The sequence below is a fragment of the Hahella sp. CR1 genome, assembly GCF_029813005.1.
In the GTDB taxonomy this organism is placed as follows: Bacteria; Pseudomonadota; Gammaproteobacteria; order Pseudomonadales; family Oleiphilaceae; genus Hahella.
This window is the reverse complement of the sequence record NZ_JAPELK010000006.1, coordinates 420,062-438,120: the sequence shown is the minus strand read 5'-3', so window position 1 is coordinate 438,120 and position 18,059 is coordinate 420,062. Positions and strand designations below refer to the sequence as shown.

Here is an 18,059-nt window from a genome sequence, read left to right as displayed (position 1 = left end):
ATCGCATCCTCAATGATCTCAATATTGCGTTACCTATTCGGCTTCCACACTGTAATAGCGGTCGTCCGGCCCGGTACTGGGTGTGAAGGCGCTGCTGGGAGGCAGATTAGGATTGCGAATGATGAAACCGAGCTTGCTCCACTCGCTCACCATTTTAAAATCCCCGGCATTGGTCTGCTGAACACCTTGACTCCAGGTGGTCCAGGTCAATTGCGGATTTCCATCCTTATCGAAGCCGATCAACTGATTCGACTGTAGCGGCCGGTGCGCTGGCCACCACAAGGTCTCCCAAGTCATCTCTTCTTTTTTAAGTCGCGAATCACTTTCACTACTGGCATAAAGGTTATTCCAGTCGGCATAGGTGATGTTGATGGTCTGGGTAGTACACTCATTGAAGTCCGCCTGCCAGGGCTGCGCCATTGATTTGGTCAGATCGCCAGGCTGCAGGCCAGTATCGAAATTACTGTCCTGACTGAGCGGCTCACTGATTGCAAACGTCTTGTCATCCAGCAGGCTGGCGTGTTTGGCGTTGGCCTCTGCAGCGGTCTGCAGAAAATCGGACCACCCCCTATCCGCCTTGATTCGGTAGGGCTCTCGATAGATGGATGGATTGCGCATAACCCAGCCCACTTCCCCACCTGGACAAAACGCGCCGCCCAGTACGCCAGACATCACATAACGATCCAGCTCCCGCCCAGTTGAAGGCGCAGGAATTGCGGCATATGGCAGAAATACCGGATAGGTTTTGGGATCCAGCCAACCTTCTTCCATTTCGTTGATGAAGCAGCCTTCCGCCCATTGCCGCAGCACAAACAACTGGTAGTCGGTGAGTCGCAGAAATTTGGCGGCGACGACATCGGTAATCGGATTATCGCCACACAACAATGGCATCAGCGGCAAATTGTGTACTCGGCTACCGACTTTGTCTTCCAGCTTGAACTCATTTTCCTCACCGCCACGTCGTAGCAGGTCGAACAGGAAATGCCGCATAGGACTGAAAGGGTCCAATACCCACCTTCCCTTCTTGTCCTGAATCTCTGTCATCCCGTCCTCATCCAGATGGGGGCCACGCCAGGCCTCGACATTGGCTTCACCTTGCTGCGCCTGTCTGGCCAGCTTACCCTGGGCCGCCATTGATGGATTATCCGGGTTTTCAGCCCGCAAACAGGACTGTGTGGTGGGATTGGGATGTTTTGCTGCGGCTTTCAATTGTTCCCTGGTCTCGAAGTACTTGGGGGTTTGCCCCAGCAGACAGGGATTAAACGTGCCCCGCCGCTCCTGGTCATGGGGAAAATTGGATTGCGCCAGAATGTCAGACAAATAAATGAATTCATTGGGGCGAAACAGGATTGGCCAGATATCGCGGTAGAACCAGGGCCTGAATTCCCGATTCCAGGTCAGTCTGCCTGCCTTCCAGAGCCTGAGCGCCTCAGGATCGCGGGGAGAAACTTTGGCGGGTTGATCAAAATCACCCAGTTCACCATAGAGTGATGTGTCGTACGCAAACTCCCTGAGATACATGTCATAAAGCACATCTTCCATAGTAACCATATCAAGGATCTGCGGAACGAAACGAGGGTAACCCACAATGACCCAGGCAGGATAATCAACATCGATGTACCGGTTCTGCCCTACCTGCTCAGAGTACATGATCAGTCGCGCCATCACCGGACCGTCGGATGTGTCATCGTACCAGCCGTCATTGTTGGCGTAATCACTGATATGCGGTTCGCCAGGACCCGCTTTTTCACTTCCTGAGTGGCCGTGTCCGCCCAATACCAGTAAACGACCCTCGTCATCGGTGAGAATATCCCCCAGGGTATCAATGCCGTGAGGAAGTATATCCTCGGGCGGGAATGTAGTGGCGTAAGCGCCATCGCCACTACGATCAAAACTGGCGCGGCGCCGGCTGCTGGTATCGACGATACGAGGGCCGGGATCAATAATCAGCCGATCACGGTCGCTTACATCCGCATTGCGACGGGCGGCATTGGGGGCGTAACCGTGCTCGCCCTGTCGTTGCTTAAACTCATACCAGGAGGCTTTTTTGTTTGCCAGGTAGACCCGCCACTGAATATCGATCAGGACGCCGTGATTGCCCCCTCCAAAAACCTTGTCACCGATGTTTAGCGGCTTGCCATCAGGGTTTTCGTCATCATAGACAAACACCTGAAATCGTGCCGCCTGCCTCTTGATACGACCTTCGCTATCCTTGAATGTCTTAACCAGTAACGGACCTGAACCATCAGGCGCAACAATGGTGTTGCCTTGAGCATCACACTCCATTGGTAACCCGGCGGGAACATCTGGGCCGACATAGAATTCAGTTTCACTGTTTCCCAGGCGCGCAATGCCGATTCCTGGATGGATTTTATAGGTGCTCACAATGTGTGTCTCCCGTTATTAGTCCAGGAAGTTTAAGGACACGCCTTCCAGTTTGAGTAAATCGATTTCCTCTTCGTAATCGCTACCAATCACCACTAAGGTGATTTGCAGCGATTCTGAGGAATCGAGCATGCGACGAGCGCATTCGGTCACGTCGACGCGATAATTGCGTGGGGCGTTATGATTTGGAGTCCGGTGATCATAATCACGGGCCCGTGGCGGCGGCGCGGCGCAATGGCCGGGACCGCCATAGCAGGCGCCATGACCGAAGATCGATAGATAACCTGCGTAATGCGGGTTGTTACGCCAATCCGTATACGCATTGGCGCCCGGCTCATTGAGGAAAACACGAATAAAACAGGAGCGATCCAGCTGCGGCACCCAATGCAACCGCACCTCTGCCTTGCGAAAGTCCTGCGTCCTTTCCGGCACAGGTATTGATTGCGACACAAAGCGATTCACCGTGGTATCCAGACCAACCGGAATGAAACAGGTATTCAACACGTACTCATACCCAAAGCGGGAGATGTTGAGCGTGTCGCGCTGGGTATAATTCCAGGGAGAAAGGATGGCGTCCAACTCTTCAGGATTGGAATGGGGGTGTTGCTTTTGCCATTCCCACCAAAGGCGATCCACATTGACATGAATGGGCCAGAATACCGGATCGTAGGATGCGGTTAAGTTACTGAACATATCCCCGTAAGGAGGCTGTTCATAAAGGTCAGAGCGGGAGTGGAAACGACGTCCGCCCGCCTTCACTAACAGGTTGCGGTGTTCGGCAAGTTGGCTCACTGTCGCGGTAGCGGAGCCTTTTGTACTCTCCTGGTAACTGCCTTTGCCTTGCGCATATGGATTCATCCCGCCGGTCCAGATATGCATTGTGTTGTGGGGATTTTGGTCTAAAAATCCGAACGCCGCGTCGTAAATACTACCTCCACCGAAATCACGAAAATTATTCAGCGACATGATCTCCTGAATATCCCTGGCCGAGGGGTAGTGATAATGGATGACTTCGTTAATAGTGCCACTGGCGCCGTTCTTGTTGTATTCCGCGGAGTAGCGCAGCGGATACCACAGCGCATTCGATTGTAACAATGCATCGATCATGGCATGTCGATTGGAATTGGCGACATCCGGCGTGATATGTGTATAGCCAATATTGTTGTATACGTACTGAAAGAAAGTCGTTTGGGAAACAAAATACTGTCGTGGTTCTGCTAACGCGTAGAATTGTGTTTCTTGTTCTGGAGTTGGCTTTGGATGCAATCGGGTGAGCAGAGTTTTGACCGCATCCACCGTCAGGAAAGCCTGAAAAGACTTGGGAAGAATCCAGCCTTTTTCCGGCTGCTCAGGTCGATACTGCGGCATCGTCCAGTCCCAATAAGGCAGAGTGAGATTGGGACAGAAATCCTGAATGTTCTGTTCAAATTCGTAGAGATAGGCCCGGTGCCAGGTCAGAAATCGCTCCCAGCCATGCTGGCAGTGATTTTGATGGATTAGCGCCTGATTATTGTAACTGCGACGATCTTCTGGCCACTTGTTCAAATCATAGAGAATGCGAAACGCATTCCTCAACTGCTCCAGGTCCTGTTCAGGCAGGCAATCAAGATTTACCCTTTGCTTCAGTTCGCCCGGGCGAGTGGCGCGCTGGAAGCCGATAGGCGCGAGACCAAATTCAGCGTTATCCTTGACGCGGATTGGCGTCGCGCCTTCCGCCTTCAGATTAACCAGAATGGGATCTGAGATTGAAGACTCCCCTTCATCGGGACAGCCTGCATCAATCCAGCTTGCAATAAATTGAATATCACTCTCCGCCACACGTTGGCCACCCCAAGGTAATGGTGGAAATCTGCTGCCATCGAAAGGCGTCGTCCCCCGCAACCCCTGGATCAATCCAGATGCTTCACTGCGGTGATAAGACTCGTCTACGATGACCTTTCCACAACAGGATTTAGGAGCCTCAGGCGCAATCATTGCGATGCCGTGCACCTTGGCGGATTTCAACGCCTCAACACCACAATCCCAGAATCGACCAAGCCCGCCATAATCGGCATCACTGCTTTGGGCTGCGGCTTCCAGAATATCCCGCACCCTTTGGTAACCGCTGGCAGATCTTTCTTGCTCTGACATATTTATCCCCTCCTGGAAGAGCAGGACGCAGGGTCGAAGCCCAAGATTGGCACGAGTCAATCAACCCTTGCAGCCTGGATCAATCAGTGATGGCCCGAGGCCACAGAACCGCCCTGGCCGTCCGACAGGACAATGCTGACGTTCTGCATCATTCCCTGATCCTCATGGTCAAGGATGTGACAATGCAGAACATATTCGCCGATATAGCGCTGGTATCGGGTTCGCACCACCAGAGTGTAGATGCCCTTTGGCGCCTGTCCGGCTTTTGAAATAAGACTTTTCACCCACAAGGTATCCTTCCACACCCCTTTCAATCCTGGGTATTGGGGATCTATGGTTCCGCTGGCGTCGTCAACAACGCCGGGCGCACTGACGTCCCGACCATTTGGGTCAAGGATTTTCACAATCTGGAAAGGATTAACATGGATATGGAACGGATGACTCACGAACTGGGATTCCAATGTCCATTCATCCACACCATCTAAGGTCAAAAGCCGGTCTATGCGCTCGGGATCATAAGGATTCGGGTCGATTGGCATGCCTGGGTCCGTTTTCGACATACCTACAAAGTTGCTGACTTCAAATTTCGTATCGTCCGTGGTGGTATCAATAAAAAATGTCAGCTCCTGCTTACCAGTGACTTCATTCTCAGCAATATCTGGATGAGGTGTGAACCTGGTAAATTTCAAATCATTCTGCAAGTCAGCTACAACAGCGTCTTGAACTGAAATCGGCATTTGTTTTTTTGCGGAGGCGACCAAGCTTTTCTTCAGGTATTCGTGGATGTCGCGTACTGTCTCGCCCGGCGCTACCGTTACCAACCCCAATAGCTGTCTGCTTTCTACAGTCCGGGAAACACTGGCCGCTGCCTGAGCTGAGGTATCGATGACACAGTAACTACCTGCATCGGGGAAGACCACCAATGCATCGGCGCGATAGCCGGGCTGCAAGGTAGACAACTTAGTTTGCCAAGCGGCGGCGCGAGTCAGTCCGTCATCGGCGATAACATGATAGGGAATCGCATCGCCCGTGCAGTTATTGTTGATATAAAGTTCCGCATCCTTCGCGTTAAGAGTATTTATGCTGCTTTCAGCGATGCTCGACTTTAATTTGCGGAATTCCAGGCTGATGGTATCGCGAACGCCTGCATGAATCATTCTCCAGCGTTCAGTCTCCCCGGCCTTGGCGGTGAAGATTGGCAAAACGACGCCATTGATGCTTGTGTAACGACCGGAATCCGCCCAGGAGCCGGGGCCGAATTGATCGTAGGATTCAACGCCGTAGACTGGATTTTCGACGTCCGCGGGACACTCCCACAAGACATTGCCATCTGTGTCTTCTGCGATTTGGCCGTTATTATCCAGGCATGCGTACTGTATCTGTTGCAGCACCAGGATACGTTCTGGGAAGCTTTTTCCTTCACTGTCTTTCAACAGCGTATCGATATCTCCATTGCTGGTTTCAGATGGCGGACGATCGCCGCGCATGATCAAGGCGCCCGCCATCCCACTGGAAACCTGCAGTGCGGTTGATCCGTGCAAATGCGTGTGGTACCAAAATGTCCCAGCTGGGTGATCAGGCGGGATATTGTATTCATACTGAAAACTGACGCCGGGATTGATTTTCAGCAGAACATTGTCGCTGTTTCCCGTGGGACTAATCCACAGACCGTGGGTATGCAGGTTCGTGCCGTTAAAACAATGGGGTTTATTAACGTCATCGTCGTGTTTGATGCAGCTTGAATCAGCAGGCAGTTTATTATTCAGCGTCACACGCACCGTATCACCGGGTGTTACCTCAATCGTCGGAGCGACATAGGGACGGGTTGGACTGGTGTCAGTTCCCACATAACTGCGAAGGCGGACATTGTCATCACGACCAGTGGCCGGATTGTACAGGCGACTGTCGGTATAGACGATATTGAGATCCAATTGTCGTTCAGTACCAACCCTGGGCGACCCTGACATGGGTATCGACTTTAAGTTGTTGGTCGTCAGAGGCGCGCTCTTTTTGAGTTCAAGCAATGGAGGGTTCGAGATGCTGCGCCTGGTTTCCGCCTGAACAGGCAAAACCAATGTAAGCAGAATTAGATTGACCAGAACTCCAACAGTCCTGGTTCGAAACAACGATGGGTTATCAAATGCCTTAGCCAGACTCCGCCGAACGATTCCAATCATGGTCGTCGCCTCCTTGGACGCATTCAGATAGATTGCAAATCACAAAGAGTGGCACGCGATCACTGCTCAAAGATTCGTGGCGCACAAATCTAAACTTTCTTCAAAGAAGAACTTTATTAGATTGAATTACTATAGTGGAGGATGTCAGAAGTGGAAAAAAATATTTTTCGGATATCAAAAAACGTCAAACACTAACAGCGCTCTCCAGCTGACACCCACTTTTTGCAATAGTTGTCATCTCAGAGTTTGTGAGGCGACTTCCCCCAGAAAATCGGGCATGTGAAAAACGGAAAAAGAGATCGCTCGTTTTTCCGGATTCATCATTCGTAATATTTAGGTTGGAGGTCTTAGACTCTTTTAATTGGCTGTGCTTGTTTCGTGGACTGACTTTATCATCATCAGCACAAAACCATTTCCTGTTGGTCCTTTGTAAATGCCCATGCCGTCTAAAATGCGGCAGCCATATGAGCCCAGACCCCATGCTTCGCCCTCAGTGGCGTAAGTTTGAGAATCTGTTAAATCCATGACTCTATTGGCTTCACCGTACTCTTTGATTTTTAGCGTTTCGTCAGTTAAGTAGCTGCTCAAAGTGTCATTCGCCCACCCCCACATCCACGATTCCGACACGCTTGAATATGAGCCTAGAATTACAATCTTACATTTGACCACAATTTCGCCATTATTAGAAAATTCCAAATCTCCTACATCCTGGTCCAAATCCCAGCGTTCATGTGAACCAATTCCATACTTCTCATGAAGAATTTTATTTTTTTCTTGTACCTCTAAAAAACACTCCATTAGTAATTCGTTATATTTTTTCTCTTCTTCACTTTGTTTGGGAACAATTACGTCAGCAATTTTTTTCCCAAAAAGCTTTTTAAATAAATCCATTAGAGCTCCATAGCTAACAAGCCAATATTTGTGTATCGCATACACGCCTTCAGTTTAGAGACCGCCAGGATCTACCCTTCAGATGGCTCCGCAGGTAGTTTTTCAGAGGTTCCCTAATTCTCTTTTGATATCTCATTTACGCACAGGCTCTCAATCAAGCCATCCAGCTCCGCCAGTGCATGTTGAAAGCGCTCTTCAGGAGACGGTCTGGCAAGCACGTCATGCCAGCGTTGCAACGCCTGTAGTTGTTGCGACGGTTGAAAAATCTCTGGAGCGCCACGCAGGCAATTCAGCGCCGCCCCCAGGATGACATCCAGATCGCTCATGCCTGACGCCGAACGGTTACCGTCAAGCTGCCTGATTATCCAGGTTTCGCAATTCTCCAGTTTGGCCTTTTGACAAAGGACTAACAGGCGTTCGCTTAACTCTCTTTTCATACTCTCAATTGGGGGACTCTGCGATGAGTCATCCGACGCCTCGACGACCGTGGCTGTACCGGTCGCAGTGTTAAGGCTATGCACTTTGATCCGGCAAAGGCCTCGCATCAACGCCAGGTAAACGCCATCGCCCCGGTTGAACGCATCTTCCACATAAACCAGGGAACCGATTGAATAGAGATCCCGGACGGATTTCACTTCTCCTTCTGGATCGCGAACGCCGATCAACGCAATTAACTTATCTGAAGCCAAAGCCTGTGAAAGTCGACGAATAGATTCCGGTCTTCCAATAGGCATGCTGCTTATAAAGCCCGGGAACCAGGGCCCCTGGCGCATAGGAATCAGGCCAACCTGACGTGCGGGCGTGTTCATGGTTTCATATCTAGAGAGGCCAACACAACTCTCCTCTTCCCAATGGCAGCCGTGTAATTGGCAGATATATAGGTGTGATTATGGCCTTATCCATCACTGTTCAACCTCAATCGGTTTATCGTGAATCGCCAGTATATTCAGTCTCTCTGTCGCGGGATTGTATAAAACGAACCTAGTTTGCCGGTTCCTGGAAAAAGGTCTCGTCAGTTTAAGTTGTTCAAATCAACATCAGCTTTATACAAGCCACCCACCAAAGCAGTATTTAGAATGCCTGCGGCAAATGATTAAAAAGACTGTCAAACAGGGGAAGTATTAACCTATGTCAACCTTTACAGATAAAGCGAAGCTCCTGGTAAAACAGGGCGCAACCTCATTCGCAGCGATTGCGGCGATCGGCGCAGGCGGACTCACCATCGCGGATACAGCCTCCGCAGGTATCATCAACAGTACAGATCTGGATCTGGACTCCAGCCATGTCGGTTTCTGGGCGTCTTCCGGTCGCTTTAGCCGGGCATTTTCCGGCGTTTCCGACTTGCCGCCCATATGCACGGATGAAGACAAGACGTTTTGTGAGGGAGCGCCTCGTGGTCAGGGCTATATCAGACAGGAAAAGCTGGGCGATGGACTTAAGCTGTATGGAGAGGCCAGCATGTATGGCGTCGGTGTGGATCGCAATCCAGAAGGCGTACAGGGCATGGCTTTTATGTGGACAGGCGACACCCGTGCGCTGTCTGCCGGCGATTTTCTGAGCCTGGATTACGAGTTTGATATCGACCTGGACTCAGATAATTCCATATCCTGGTTGCTGCAGGCCGCCTTGGTCCCTGAAAGCTGGGGGAAACCTGTAGCGGCTAACGGTGAGTACACTTATTACAACAGCGCAATCACTCCTGGTTACGGAACCGCGGAAAACGGCCATACCGGCGTTAACGGCGCCACGCAAACCGCTGCCGTGGATGTAGCTGGAAATTATCACTGGGCTGTGGTGTTGTCTTTTCAATGGCAGGCTCCGTCATCTGAGCTGGATATGAATGACTATCTGCATGTCACTATTCCAGATCACTCCATCGATGTCGGCGTGAATGTAACGCCAACTGGAGATATTTCCGAGGTGCCTGAGCCCTCTCATCTGGCCTTGCTTGGCTTGAGCTTCGCCTCTCTGAGTCTGGCGCGTCGCGGCAGACGTCGCAGCAACGCGGGCAAGTAATGCATATCCAATAAGGCAATAACGATGTTGGGTTTGCCATTTGAGCAGACCCAACCTCCTCCTCTCCCGAGTGGATCATGAGTAACGGCAATCTTCTTATTCTTATCCAGCAATCTCCATTCGATCCCTCCAGTGGAGCCGCGCACTCCACCCGCCATTTCGCAATTTTATTAGCGCAGCTGGGGTGGCGAGTGACTTGCCTGAGCACCACCGCGACGGAATGCCTGCGTCACGACCAGGAGCACGAAAATTTCCTCCAGTCCCTGGGATGGCGACCAGGATCAGCTAATGAAGGCCTGATCCAAAGCGGCGTTTTCTTTGAGTTTATCTCTGCACGACAAGGCGCCGAGGCAGAGACGGTTGTGAAATTCAAACAGAAAGCAGAAACGCTGATGCAGCAACATCGCCCACGCTTTTTGCTTACCTTCGGCGATACGCCTGTCGAACGGGAGCTTAGGAAATATGCGCAAGACAGAGAATGCAAAGTGCTGTTCACTTTGCACAATCTTGCTTATCAACAAACGCATTTGGATTATGTGGATCATTTCATTGTTCCCAGCGATTACCTGGCGACCCAATACCCAAAGTATCGAGAGCGAATGTCAGTGATTTATCCTCCTTTGATTGAAAGCGAAGTCATTGCAGATGAAGGAGAAAAACTGTTTCTTACAATGGTGAATCCAGAACCCGCCAAAGGACTGTTTTTGTTTATCAGATTATTGGAATTTATAGCTCAAAAGCGGCCGGACATACCTGTGCTTATTGTTGAAGGAAGGGCTTCTTTACAACAGCTATCTGCAGTAGCGGAGAAAATGAATTTCAATATTTCGGATTATGAGAATATATTTATTTCTCAGTCTTCAGTGCCTTCCAGGCAGATATATACGCATGCCAAATTGGTTATTATGCCGTCAGTGGTATGTGAAGCAGCTGGAAGGGTTGCGATGGAGGCCATGTTGAATGGGACGCCAGTGATTGTTTCCGACAGAGGCGCTCTGCCTGAAATTGTAGGTGACTATGGTGTTGTTATTCCCTTGTCTGAAAGTCTAAATGCGACAACTCGATATCCTGTTAATAATAATGAAATCACGCAATGGGCGGATGAGATTACTAAGTTTTATGATCACTCTGATTACTATATAAAAATGGCGTCTTCATGCGCCAGATACGCAAGAGAAAAGTATAGTTCATCAGCAACAAAGACCCATCTCAGAAAACTGCTGGCAGGTCTTTCATAATTAACTCATTCTTACCTGCTTGCTTATAGGAAGAACGCTCCACCTCTCGCCTGAATTTTTTACTTCCACTTCCAGAACAGCTCACCCTGGCCTTCTCTTATGGCTCTCTTAGTGATGACTGAGCCTCACTCGCACCTTTTATTGGGACCATTTCTAACATGTCAGCCCCACGGAAAATGATGTAACAATTTGTTTTTATTGAGATATATTTGATTCGTCAGCGCCATTTCTGACAATGTCATCCCCAGCAGGCCACCGCGCACTTAGTATCCGGATTAGACCAGCAACCTCAGCGCAGAGAACTGCGGCTCATTAAGAATGAAAGGTGTAATCTCGTGAGTAAACCAGTTAAGGATAATACTTCTATTGCTTATTTATGGCAGGACCAAGCACTCCTGATCACAAGCGAATATAAGCAGTATCGGATAAATCATTCCGCTGACTTGCTAATTGTCAGTCTGGAAGGGAGTATTACGTTTACAACCCCCTGTTCCTCAGCGCCCGGTAACGCCAAGGTGCTGGTTGTTCCTCAGCGACAGGCCATCAATATAGACTTCAACAATTATCTTACCGCCATCATTACATTGGATTGTTTCGGCGCAGGGAAACAGTTTATAAAGGATCACTTTCTGTTTGAAACAGTTAATAATATATGGTGTGAATTCCATTGTGAGAATGACTTTGTCTCACAATTGCAGTATATCTACGCTGAGCGTCCTGAAAACTCATGCTGTCGTGCGCGCCTGGATCAATTCCTGTCTCAGGGTAGTTTGCCAAAGTTGTCTATGGACCATCGCATCCGTAAGGCTATGTTGTGGGTATTGAATGATCCCGCTGATACACTGACCAATAAAGAAGTGGCGACTATGTTGGGGTTGTCTGAGCACCATTTTATGCGTTTATTTAAGAAATCCTATGGTCTCTCATTCAGTAAATTTAAACAGTGCTGCCGTATAAAAGCTTTTTTCAAAGGCTATGGTGAAAGTCAAAATATTACAGACGCCGCGCATTACGCAGGGTTTGTTGATTTGCCTCACTTCAGCAACACTTACAAGAAAATTCTAGGGCATGCTCCATCCGCATTTTTCCACAAAAATAATCCATTACAGGTAATGTGCGCTTAAAGAAATTGTAAGGGCTCTGTGAGTGACGCCTGGCTGAATATCAGGTATGCAGCAGGCGTCAGAGTTCGAATATCGACGCCAGAACCCGACCTTTGATTGCGTCGTTTTCCACCACATAGTCCAGAACTTTCGCCACAGTTTCAGCATCCCAATCCTTAACTATTTTCTTCTTATGTTTGGCGAGGCGTTGGCGAATCCATGCGGTATCATAGTCATCATCGCCTTCACACCATTGTATGTCGGTATCGCAGACCCCGGTGGAGGCTAAAGCGGGATAGAAAACATTCAGACAAAGCACGTCATAAATAACGCCAAGCAGCGTCTTAGAGTCATACCAACTTAAAGGTTTTTTGACTTTGCGAGTGATCTGCTTGAGCTCCGCTAGATAGAAATCGCCCACTTCCTCGTCGTAATGACTTGGCATCAGGACGCAGCAGGCGCTGATATCGCCATTCTGCGTCTCGCCATGACGCCGGTATAGACGATATGTCATTGGCTGTTGAAACAACTCTGGTCGATCCAACAGGATGCGCGTTACTCCGTTATCCTCTTCTGCAGCGGCCGAGATATGGGACGCCATCTCCTTGGCCAGGGCCTCAAAGTAAACGTCCAGCCTGTAATTGAACAGGCCCGTGCTGATTTGGAACAGCTTTGTTTTCCATACATCGTCAGCTACATAGTGATCCAAAATAGCGTGTAGCAAATCTGGCTTGTCCGCCAGTTTGGAAAATCGCTTACGAAGCGCCTTTTCAAGATATTTGTCGTTAAACGCCCGCAACGAGGGCCCAATGTCGATATCGATATGCTGCTGATTCAGGCGTATGAACTCTTCCCTTAATCCTCTCAACTCTTTATTCAGCAGGTAAGCGTATATCACCCATGGAAACTCAAAGTGCCATTCGCAGTGTTGCGCTTCTGCAAGCTTCCATTTGATGCCTAGTTGTTGTAGCAATGATTGAGCATTTTCAGGTAAGTTTTCGACCCCGATGGGATAGCCTTCTTGCTGTGGGGATATGCGAATTCGACGACTGCTGTTGGTGAATTGGAAACAACCACTACCCTCTTCCATCTCACGCATTTTAGTCAGTTCCAGGTTGTTCAACCTGAATGTCGGGGTAATCGAGATGGTCAAACAGTTGTGTTCGTAAAATTTATCTTCGCGCAAAACGGCTTCACGCACATAGTCCTTCATCCTCCGCGCGTACACATCGGCGCTAATGGAAGGCGTCGTCAAATTACAATCTGGTTTGAATCGTTGACTTTGCGTCTTGTTGTCTTTCGCCACTGCGCCCTCCCGCTTTTCGTACCCGCTAGCGGCAGTGTAGCAAAGTGTCACAACAACAGGTTGTATGAATCTGACATCAGGTTCGGAGCCGTTTTCAGGGGGCCTAAGTAAACAAGTGCGCCAACTTCTGACGTAGTACTTTTACCCGCGCTCTGGCGACAGGCAGCGTTATCTCCTTACCGGACGCGTCTTTCAGTACTAACTGATAATCACGTTCGTGACGCGCTACGCTCTCGGCAAATAGCGGATTGATCATATAGCTGCGATGGATCTGGATGAGGTGACTATCGTCAAAATACATCCCCAGTGAGGATAAGTTGGCGCGCACGTCAAAACCGTCTTTTCTGCCGCAATTGTCGTACACAGTACAATATGGCGGCGCTGACTGAACGAATACAATCACGTTCAGATTTTGTTCCAGGCGGTTTACGGCATCGAATAGGTAGGCGTCCGCAATCAGCTCTTTACTCTGCCTAAAGTTGCGTTGCGCTTGCTCATGCAGGCTCCGAATGTAGTGACTTTCAACTGCCGACAGGCCCCCGGCAGCGATTGACTTCGTCAGTAGGATAAAGTTGAGCGGTTCTTGCCCCCACAGTAATAACAGCCAGTGGCGCAGACTGGCCTGTTCTCCCATTGTGCGACGTAAAGCAAGGCAAAATGGCGATGAGTTATTACTGTCCAGGAACGCAAAGGCGCCCTGCTCATCATCGTTGGTCAGTTCTTCCAACTCCGTAGACAACAGCTTGATCGCCGCCTCGCTTTTACTCGCCATCAGACCGCTTTGCAGCAGCGTTTCCCCTTCCGCCACTGCGATGACGCCATCCAGGGCGAACTGATTCTGCAGGTGATCCGCTACAGCATGGATGGCTTTATCGACGGATTTAAGCTTGCCGACCTGATTGGCGATCTGGTACAGAGAGTCGAATAATTGTCGGGTTTGCAGGGTTTTAAGCTGATGCTCAATGCGTATTACCAGCTCGTCCGCCGAAAAGGGTTTCACCAGATAGTCGTTACCACCCAAGGCGAAGCCATGCCGTATATCATCAACCTGTCCCTTCGCAGACAGGAAAATAATCGGCAATGTCAGTGGGTCGCGAGTGCGTCGAATCCGTTCGCATGCTTCGAAGCCATTCAGGCCCGGCATCATCACGTCCAACAGAATCAAATCGCAGGAGCGCCTCGCCTCCAGATATTCCAACAGCTCAGCGCCGCCCGGCAAAGAAATCACATGATAGTGGGAAGGCGGCAGCAGTCCTTCGACAATGGAACGATTGATGGCATCGTCATCCACCACCAGAACTGTGGCTCGCTTTGTCTGACTATCGGCTTCAGGCGCAGTTTCCTCTTTGATTGGCGCGGATATGGCGTCGGATACCACTGTTTGCGCAGGCCGCAGAGCCAGCGATTCCAGAGGCGCGGGTGCTGCGCCGGCGAACGGGAGCTTAAAGCTGAAGCGGCTACCGCGCCCAACTATGGATTCCACTTTCAGCGCAGAGCCATGTAGTTCAATTATCTGGCGCGTCAAAGCCAATCCAATGCCCGTGCCGGGAATATGCGCCTGCAATGCGCGTCGTCCCTGCTGAAATGGGTTGAAAATCCCCTCCATTTCCTCCTCGTCGATGCCCATTCCGGTGTCCGTCACAGCAACTTCCACCCATTTGTCGTCGGTGCGATGAATGCTGAGTTCAATATTCCCCTTCTGAGTAAATTTGATCGCATTGTTTATCAGGTTGAACAGTACCTGTTGTATACGGTCCTCATCGCAAGATACCGATGGCAGCGTACGATCAATATCTGTATTCAATGTCACCGGCTTATCCAGGCTCAACGGCCTGATCAACGCCAATACCAGTTCAGCTGCATCCTGGATAGCAACAGGTTTCTTATCGAGGCTTAAGGCGCCGCTGCGTATTTTGGAAAAGTCGAGAATGTCGTTCACCAGAGTCGTCAGGCGTTGACCGCTTTGAATCATCAACCCCAGAGTTCGGTTTAATGTCGCATCGTTAATATGCGGCTGTTTCAGCAGCATGCCCGCCAGACCAATCATGCCATGCAAGGGCGTGCGCAGTTCATGGGATGTCTTCGCCAGGAAATCGTCTTTCAAACGGTCAACTTCCTGTAGCCGCTCCGATACCTGCACGACTCGTTGATATTCTTCCGCCTGTAACCTATCGCGCTCATGACGCATGCGATTGACTTTCTGTCCCAATACATAGGAGAACAGAATAATGCTGACAGTGGAGCCTAGGGACATCATGTATGCGTTAATCCAGGTGGAAGGCAGGCTTCCTGCGTAAGTTGGCGTTGAAATAGCGCCAACGATCAACCCAGGAATCCAGGCGATCGCCAATAGTCTGGTCGAATCGTCTTTTTTATAAAGTCCGACGCCAATTCCCAACATCGCCAGCAGACAGGTGGCGAACCCTACGATGGTAATGACCGTTGCCGTCGCAGGATGGTCCGCCGCCACAAAGATCATTGTCAGTGGTCCTATCCAGGACCAGGCCGCATACTTCAGTACTCTGTCCAGTCGCGGAGCCAGATGATTAAAGTTAGTGAAGCTGCGCATAAATTGAATAATGGAAAATCCCACCAGCGCAACAGAAGTATATAAGCAAGACAGGTATAACAGGTTATTAGAGAAGTTCGGCAGAAAATACCGGTAGTATCCCAGAAAGAATACATCCCACAATAACGAAGCAGCGCAAAATAAAACAAAATACATGAATGCGCTGTTATGGGAGTATATCCATAGTCCGATGTTGTAAAACACGGCAAACAACGCAATGCCCATTAACAGGCCCCAAAACCAGTTCTCTAACACACTACGATACTCCAGACTGGCGGCATCGAAGATATCGTAGGCGATGATATGGGGATTCGCCCCCTGCATACGGAAATACAGTGCGGAAGAATGGGGCAGTTTATTATCAATGCGAAATGTCGACTGAGTATTATGGACCGGCCAGACACGAAAACTGAGGGCGTTACCTGATTCTTCTGTTCGCCACTGGCCGTCCAGGCCCTGATAATAGAGGGTAATTCGCTCTGGAGAAATCAGAAAGCGCAAATAGAGCAAACGCTCATTCTCTGTGATATGACCGGAATCAATGGTTACTTTAAACCAGGTTGTATCTCTGAGATAACCAAGGCTATATTTTTCCGACCAAGGTATTGATCGCTTATCCATGCGATGAACGACGTCTTCAATTGACAAGTTTGGATCAGTATCTTGCAGCAGATAAGTCTGCGTCTGTATATCCCTCGCCGCATCGCCCACTGTATGCTCCGCAAGCGCATATCTATACGGAAAAAACGAACCAAGCAGGCAGAAAATACATATAGAAACCCAGGAGCGTTTGTCACATAAGCGTTTTGTTATTTTCATACTATACACGCTCAAATTCCGGCATATATTTAGCAGTAACAAACAATTAAGCACCTATCTATATGGTTGTATTTCTTCTTGATCTTGGCAGGGCTTCTCTAACGAAAACCTGTATGGCTTTCCCTTTTGGACGTCATCTGTAGCTTGACTACCTACTTAGCCATGCAGGGTATATGATGCAAGATGACATTCTAACGCATATCATTCGCAATTGAGAAAGTCTTTCAGATGCTGAGCCGCTCCCAGCAACAAGAGTAGCGTTATCTCGCTGAATTGTGGCAGTAGCGTGAACTCTGGGGCATGCCCAAATTGTTTCACGAGAGGTGTTAATACTATTCGCTATTGGGCTTGTTACCATGAGTATTAACGAAACCGTTACAAGTTAAGGCGGGGCTGGCTTGTATAGGCGGCGCCTTGTGTGCCGCCCTGGTTCGCTTTTTTTGCGATTAGGCAAGCACTCTGGAGCTTATATCCCGCAAAGAAAGATATTCAACGAATTCTCCTTCCGCTGATACAGGAATGATCTTTACGGCGCAGGTTTTGTTGCCTTTTTCACTTGTTCCGCGTTCAAACTCCAGCTGACACCCGCTTTTTGCAATAGTTGTCATCTCAGAGTTTGTGGGGCGAGTTCCTCCAGAAAACCGGACATGTGATACATGGAAAAAGAGGTCGCTCGTTTTTCCGGATTCATCTTTAACCGTTAAGAAACCAAAGCCTTTGTCTTCTCTCCAGGAGCCCGCCTTGATGGTGGCGATCTCACGAATAGGCGTTGTGACCTTCTCTTTCTTTTCCGCCTTGGTTGGTTGTTTGAGGGCGGCTTGATTTTTTTTCAGAAAACCGTGGATCTTATGGCCATGTTCGCCATCCGGGCGGTAAAACGCATCCACGCCTTGACTCAGTTCAGTGGAAATATTGTCGAAAGCAAAGGCTTCCACCTTTTTGCCCTTGTGCTGTAATGCAGACACCACGCGGCAGAAGTCGCCATCTCCACTTCCCAGTAGCACATAGTCAAGATTGTCGGTCTGGAGCAAGGCGTCTACGGCCAGTTCCAGGTCTACATTGCCTTTTGCGTATACGGTTCCGTCTTCTTGCTGGTACTTTTTCAAGGGTTTCTCAAACACCCTGAATCCAGCATTACGGATATCACTGCGGTGTTTTCGTTGCTCCTGCCGATATTTGGCGTCTTTCTGTTCCCTGTCTTCATCAACCGCCATGTAGGTATTGGCTCGAATGACAAGCATCCCCAGGTCTTCCACAAACTTTATGATGGCGTTGTAGTCCAGCCCCTCGCGATCCTGTCCATAGATCAAATTGTCATTGTCGATGAATATTCCGGCTTTTAGCCCATCGTATTTCATGTATCACTTCCGCCCAGAGTCACTTATAACCTTTTTACTCATTATATCTGGCGGAATCTCAGTCGCC

11 protein-coding genes are annotated in these 18,059 nt (G+C 49.5%); 3 read left to right on the top strand and 8 right to left on the bottom strand.

Annotated features, from left to right (window positions below; translation table 11 throughout):
• Positions 1–33: 33 nt before the first annotated feature.
• From ONV78_RS17380 to ONV78_RS17360, 5 genes are all read right to left on the bottom strand, one after another.
• Positions 34–2,385, bottom strand: coding sequence for a LodA/GoxA family CTQ-dependent oxidase (locus tag ONV78_RS17380; protein WP_279505006.1), 2,352 nt, complete (start codon positions 2,383–2,385; stop codon positions 34–36).
• 18 nt (positions 2,386–2,403) lie between these two features.
• Entirely contained in the window at positions 2,404–4,575 is a 2,172-nt protein-coding gene (locus ONV78_RS17375) for a tyrosinase family protein (protein ID WP_279505004.1), read from the bottom strand.
• Between the two features lie 23 nt (positions 4,576–4,598).
• Positions 4,599–6,692: a multicopper oxidase family protein gene (locus ONV78_RS17370; protein WP_279505001.1), complete on the bottom strand. Its 2,094-nt coding sequence runs from the start codon at positions 6,690–6,692 to the stop codon at positions 4,599–4,601.
• A 357-nt stretch (positions 6,693–7,049) separates the two neighbouring features.
• Complete coding sequence (locus tag ONV78_RS17365; protein WP_279504999.1) at positions 7,050–7,583, bottom strand: DUF6882 domain-containing protein; 534 nt, start codon at positions 7,581–7,583, stop codon at positions 7,050–7,052.
• A gap of 113 nt (positions 7,584–7,696) precedes the next feature.
• Complete coding sequence (locus ONV78_RS17360) at positions 7,697–8,392, bottom strand: LON peptidase substrate-binding domain-containing protein (protein WP_279504997.1); 696 nt, start codon at positions 8,390–8,392, stop codon at positions 7,697–7,699.
• 319 nt (positions 8,393–8,711) lie between these two features.
• Between ONV78_RS17360 and ONV78_RS17355 the strand changes: the two genes are divergently transcribed.
• The 3 genes from ONV78_RS17355 (at position 8,712) to ONV78_RS17345 (ending at position 11,961) form a co-directional block, all read left to right on the top strand.
• Complete coding sequence (locus tag ONV78_RS17355; RefSeq protein ID WP_279504996.1) at positions 8,712–9,599, top strand: PEP-CTERM sorting domain-containing protein; 888 nt, start codon at positions 8,712–8,714, stop codon at positions 9,597–9,599.
• A gap of 77 nt (positions 9,600–9,676) precedes the next feature.
• Complete coding sequence (locus ONV78_RS17350; protein WP_279504995.1) at positions 9,677–10,837, top strand: glycosyltransferase family 4 protein; 1,161 nt, start codon at positions 9,677–9,679, stop codon at positions 10,835–10,837.
• A 335-nt stretch (positions 10,838–11,172) separates the two neighbouring features.
• Positions 11,173–11,961, top strand: a complete 789-nt coding sequence (locus ONV78_RS17345) for an AraC family transcriptional regulator (RefSeq protein WP_279504993.1) — start codon at positions 11,173–11,175, stop codon at positions 11,959–11,961.
• A 58-nt stretch (positions 11,962–12,019) separates the two neighbouring features.
• On the opposite strand, the gene ONV78_RS17340 is transcribed toward ONV78_RS17345, so the two are convergent.
• The 3 genes from ONV78_RS17340 to ONV78_RS17330 form a co-directional block, all read right to left on the bottom strand.
• Complete coding sequence (locus tag ONV78_RS17340) at positions 12,020–13,246, bottom strand: hypothetical protein (RefSeq protein ID WP_279504991.1); 1,227 nt, start codon at positions 13,244–13,246, stop codon at positions 12,020–12,022.
• 103 nt (positions 13,247–13,349) lie between these two features.
• On the bottom strand, positions 13,350–16,634 hold the full coding sequence (locus ONV78_RS17335) for an ATP-binding protein (protein ID WP_279504989.1): 3,285 nt from the start codon (positions 16,632–16,634) through the stop codon (positions 13,350–13,352).
• 446 nt (positions 16,635–17,080) lie between these two features.
• Positions 17,081–17,992 (bottom strand): NYN domain-containing protein, encoded by a 912-nt coding sequence (locus tag ONV78_RS17330; RefSeq protein WP_279504987.1) that lies wholly within the window; start codon positions 17,990–17,992, stop codon positions 17,081–17,083.
• Between the last annotated feature and the right edge of the window lie 67 nt (positions 17,993–18,059).

Bases quoted from the DNA above. Each gene is read 5' to 3' on its own strand.
- ONV78_RS17370 (WP_279505001.1), bottom strand. From the start codon at position 6,692: ATGATTGGAATCGTTCGGCGGAGTCTGGCTAAGGCATTTGATAACCCA.
- ONV78_RS17365 (WP_279504999.1), bottom strand. From the start codon at position 7,583: ATGGATTTATTTAAAAAGCTTTTTGGGAAAAAAATTGCTGACGTAATT.
- ONV78_RS17360 (WP_279504997.1), bottom strand. From the start codon at position 8,392: ATGAACACGCCCGCACGTCAGGTTGGCCTGATTCCTATGCGCCAGGGG.
- ONV78_RS17355 (WP_279504996.1), top strand. From the start codon at position 8,712: ATGTCAACCTTTACAGATAAAGCGAAGCTCCTGGTAAAACAGGGCGCA.
- ONV78_RS17350 (WP_279504995.1), top strand. From the start codon at position 9,677: ATGAGTAACGGCAATCTTCTTATTCTTATCCAGCAATCTCCATTCGAT.
- ONV78_RS17335 (WP_279504989.1), bottom strand. From the start codon at position 16,634: ATGAAAATAACAAAACGCTTATGTGACAAACGCTCCTGGGTTTCTATA.
- ONV78_RS17330 (WP_279504987.1), bottom strand. From the start codon at position 17,992: ATGAAATACGATGGGCTAAAAGCCGGAATATTCATCGACAATGACAAT.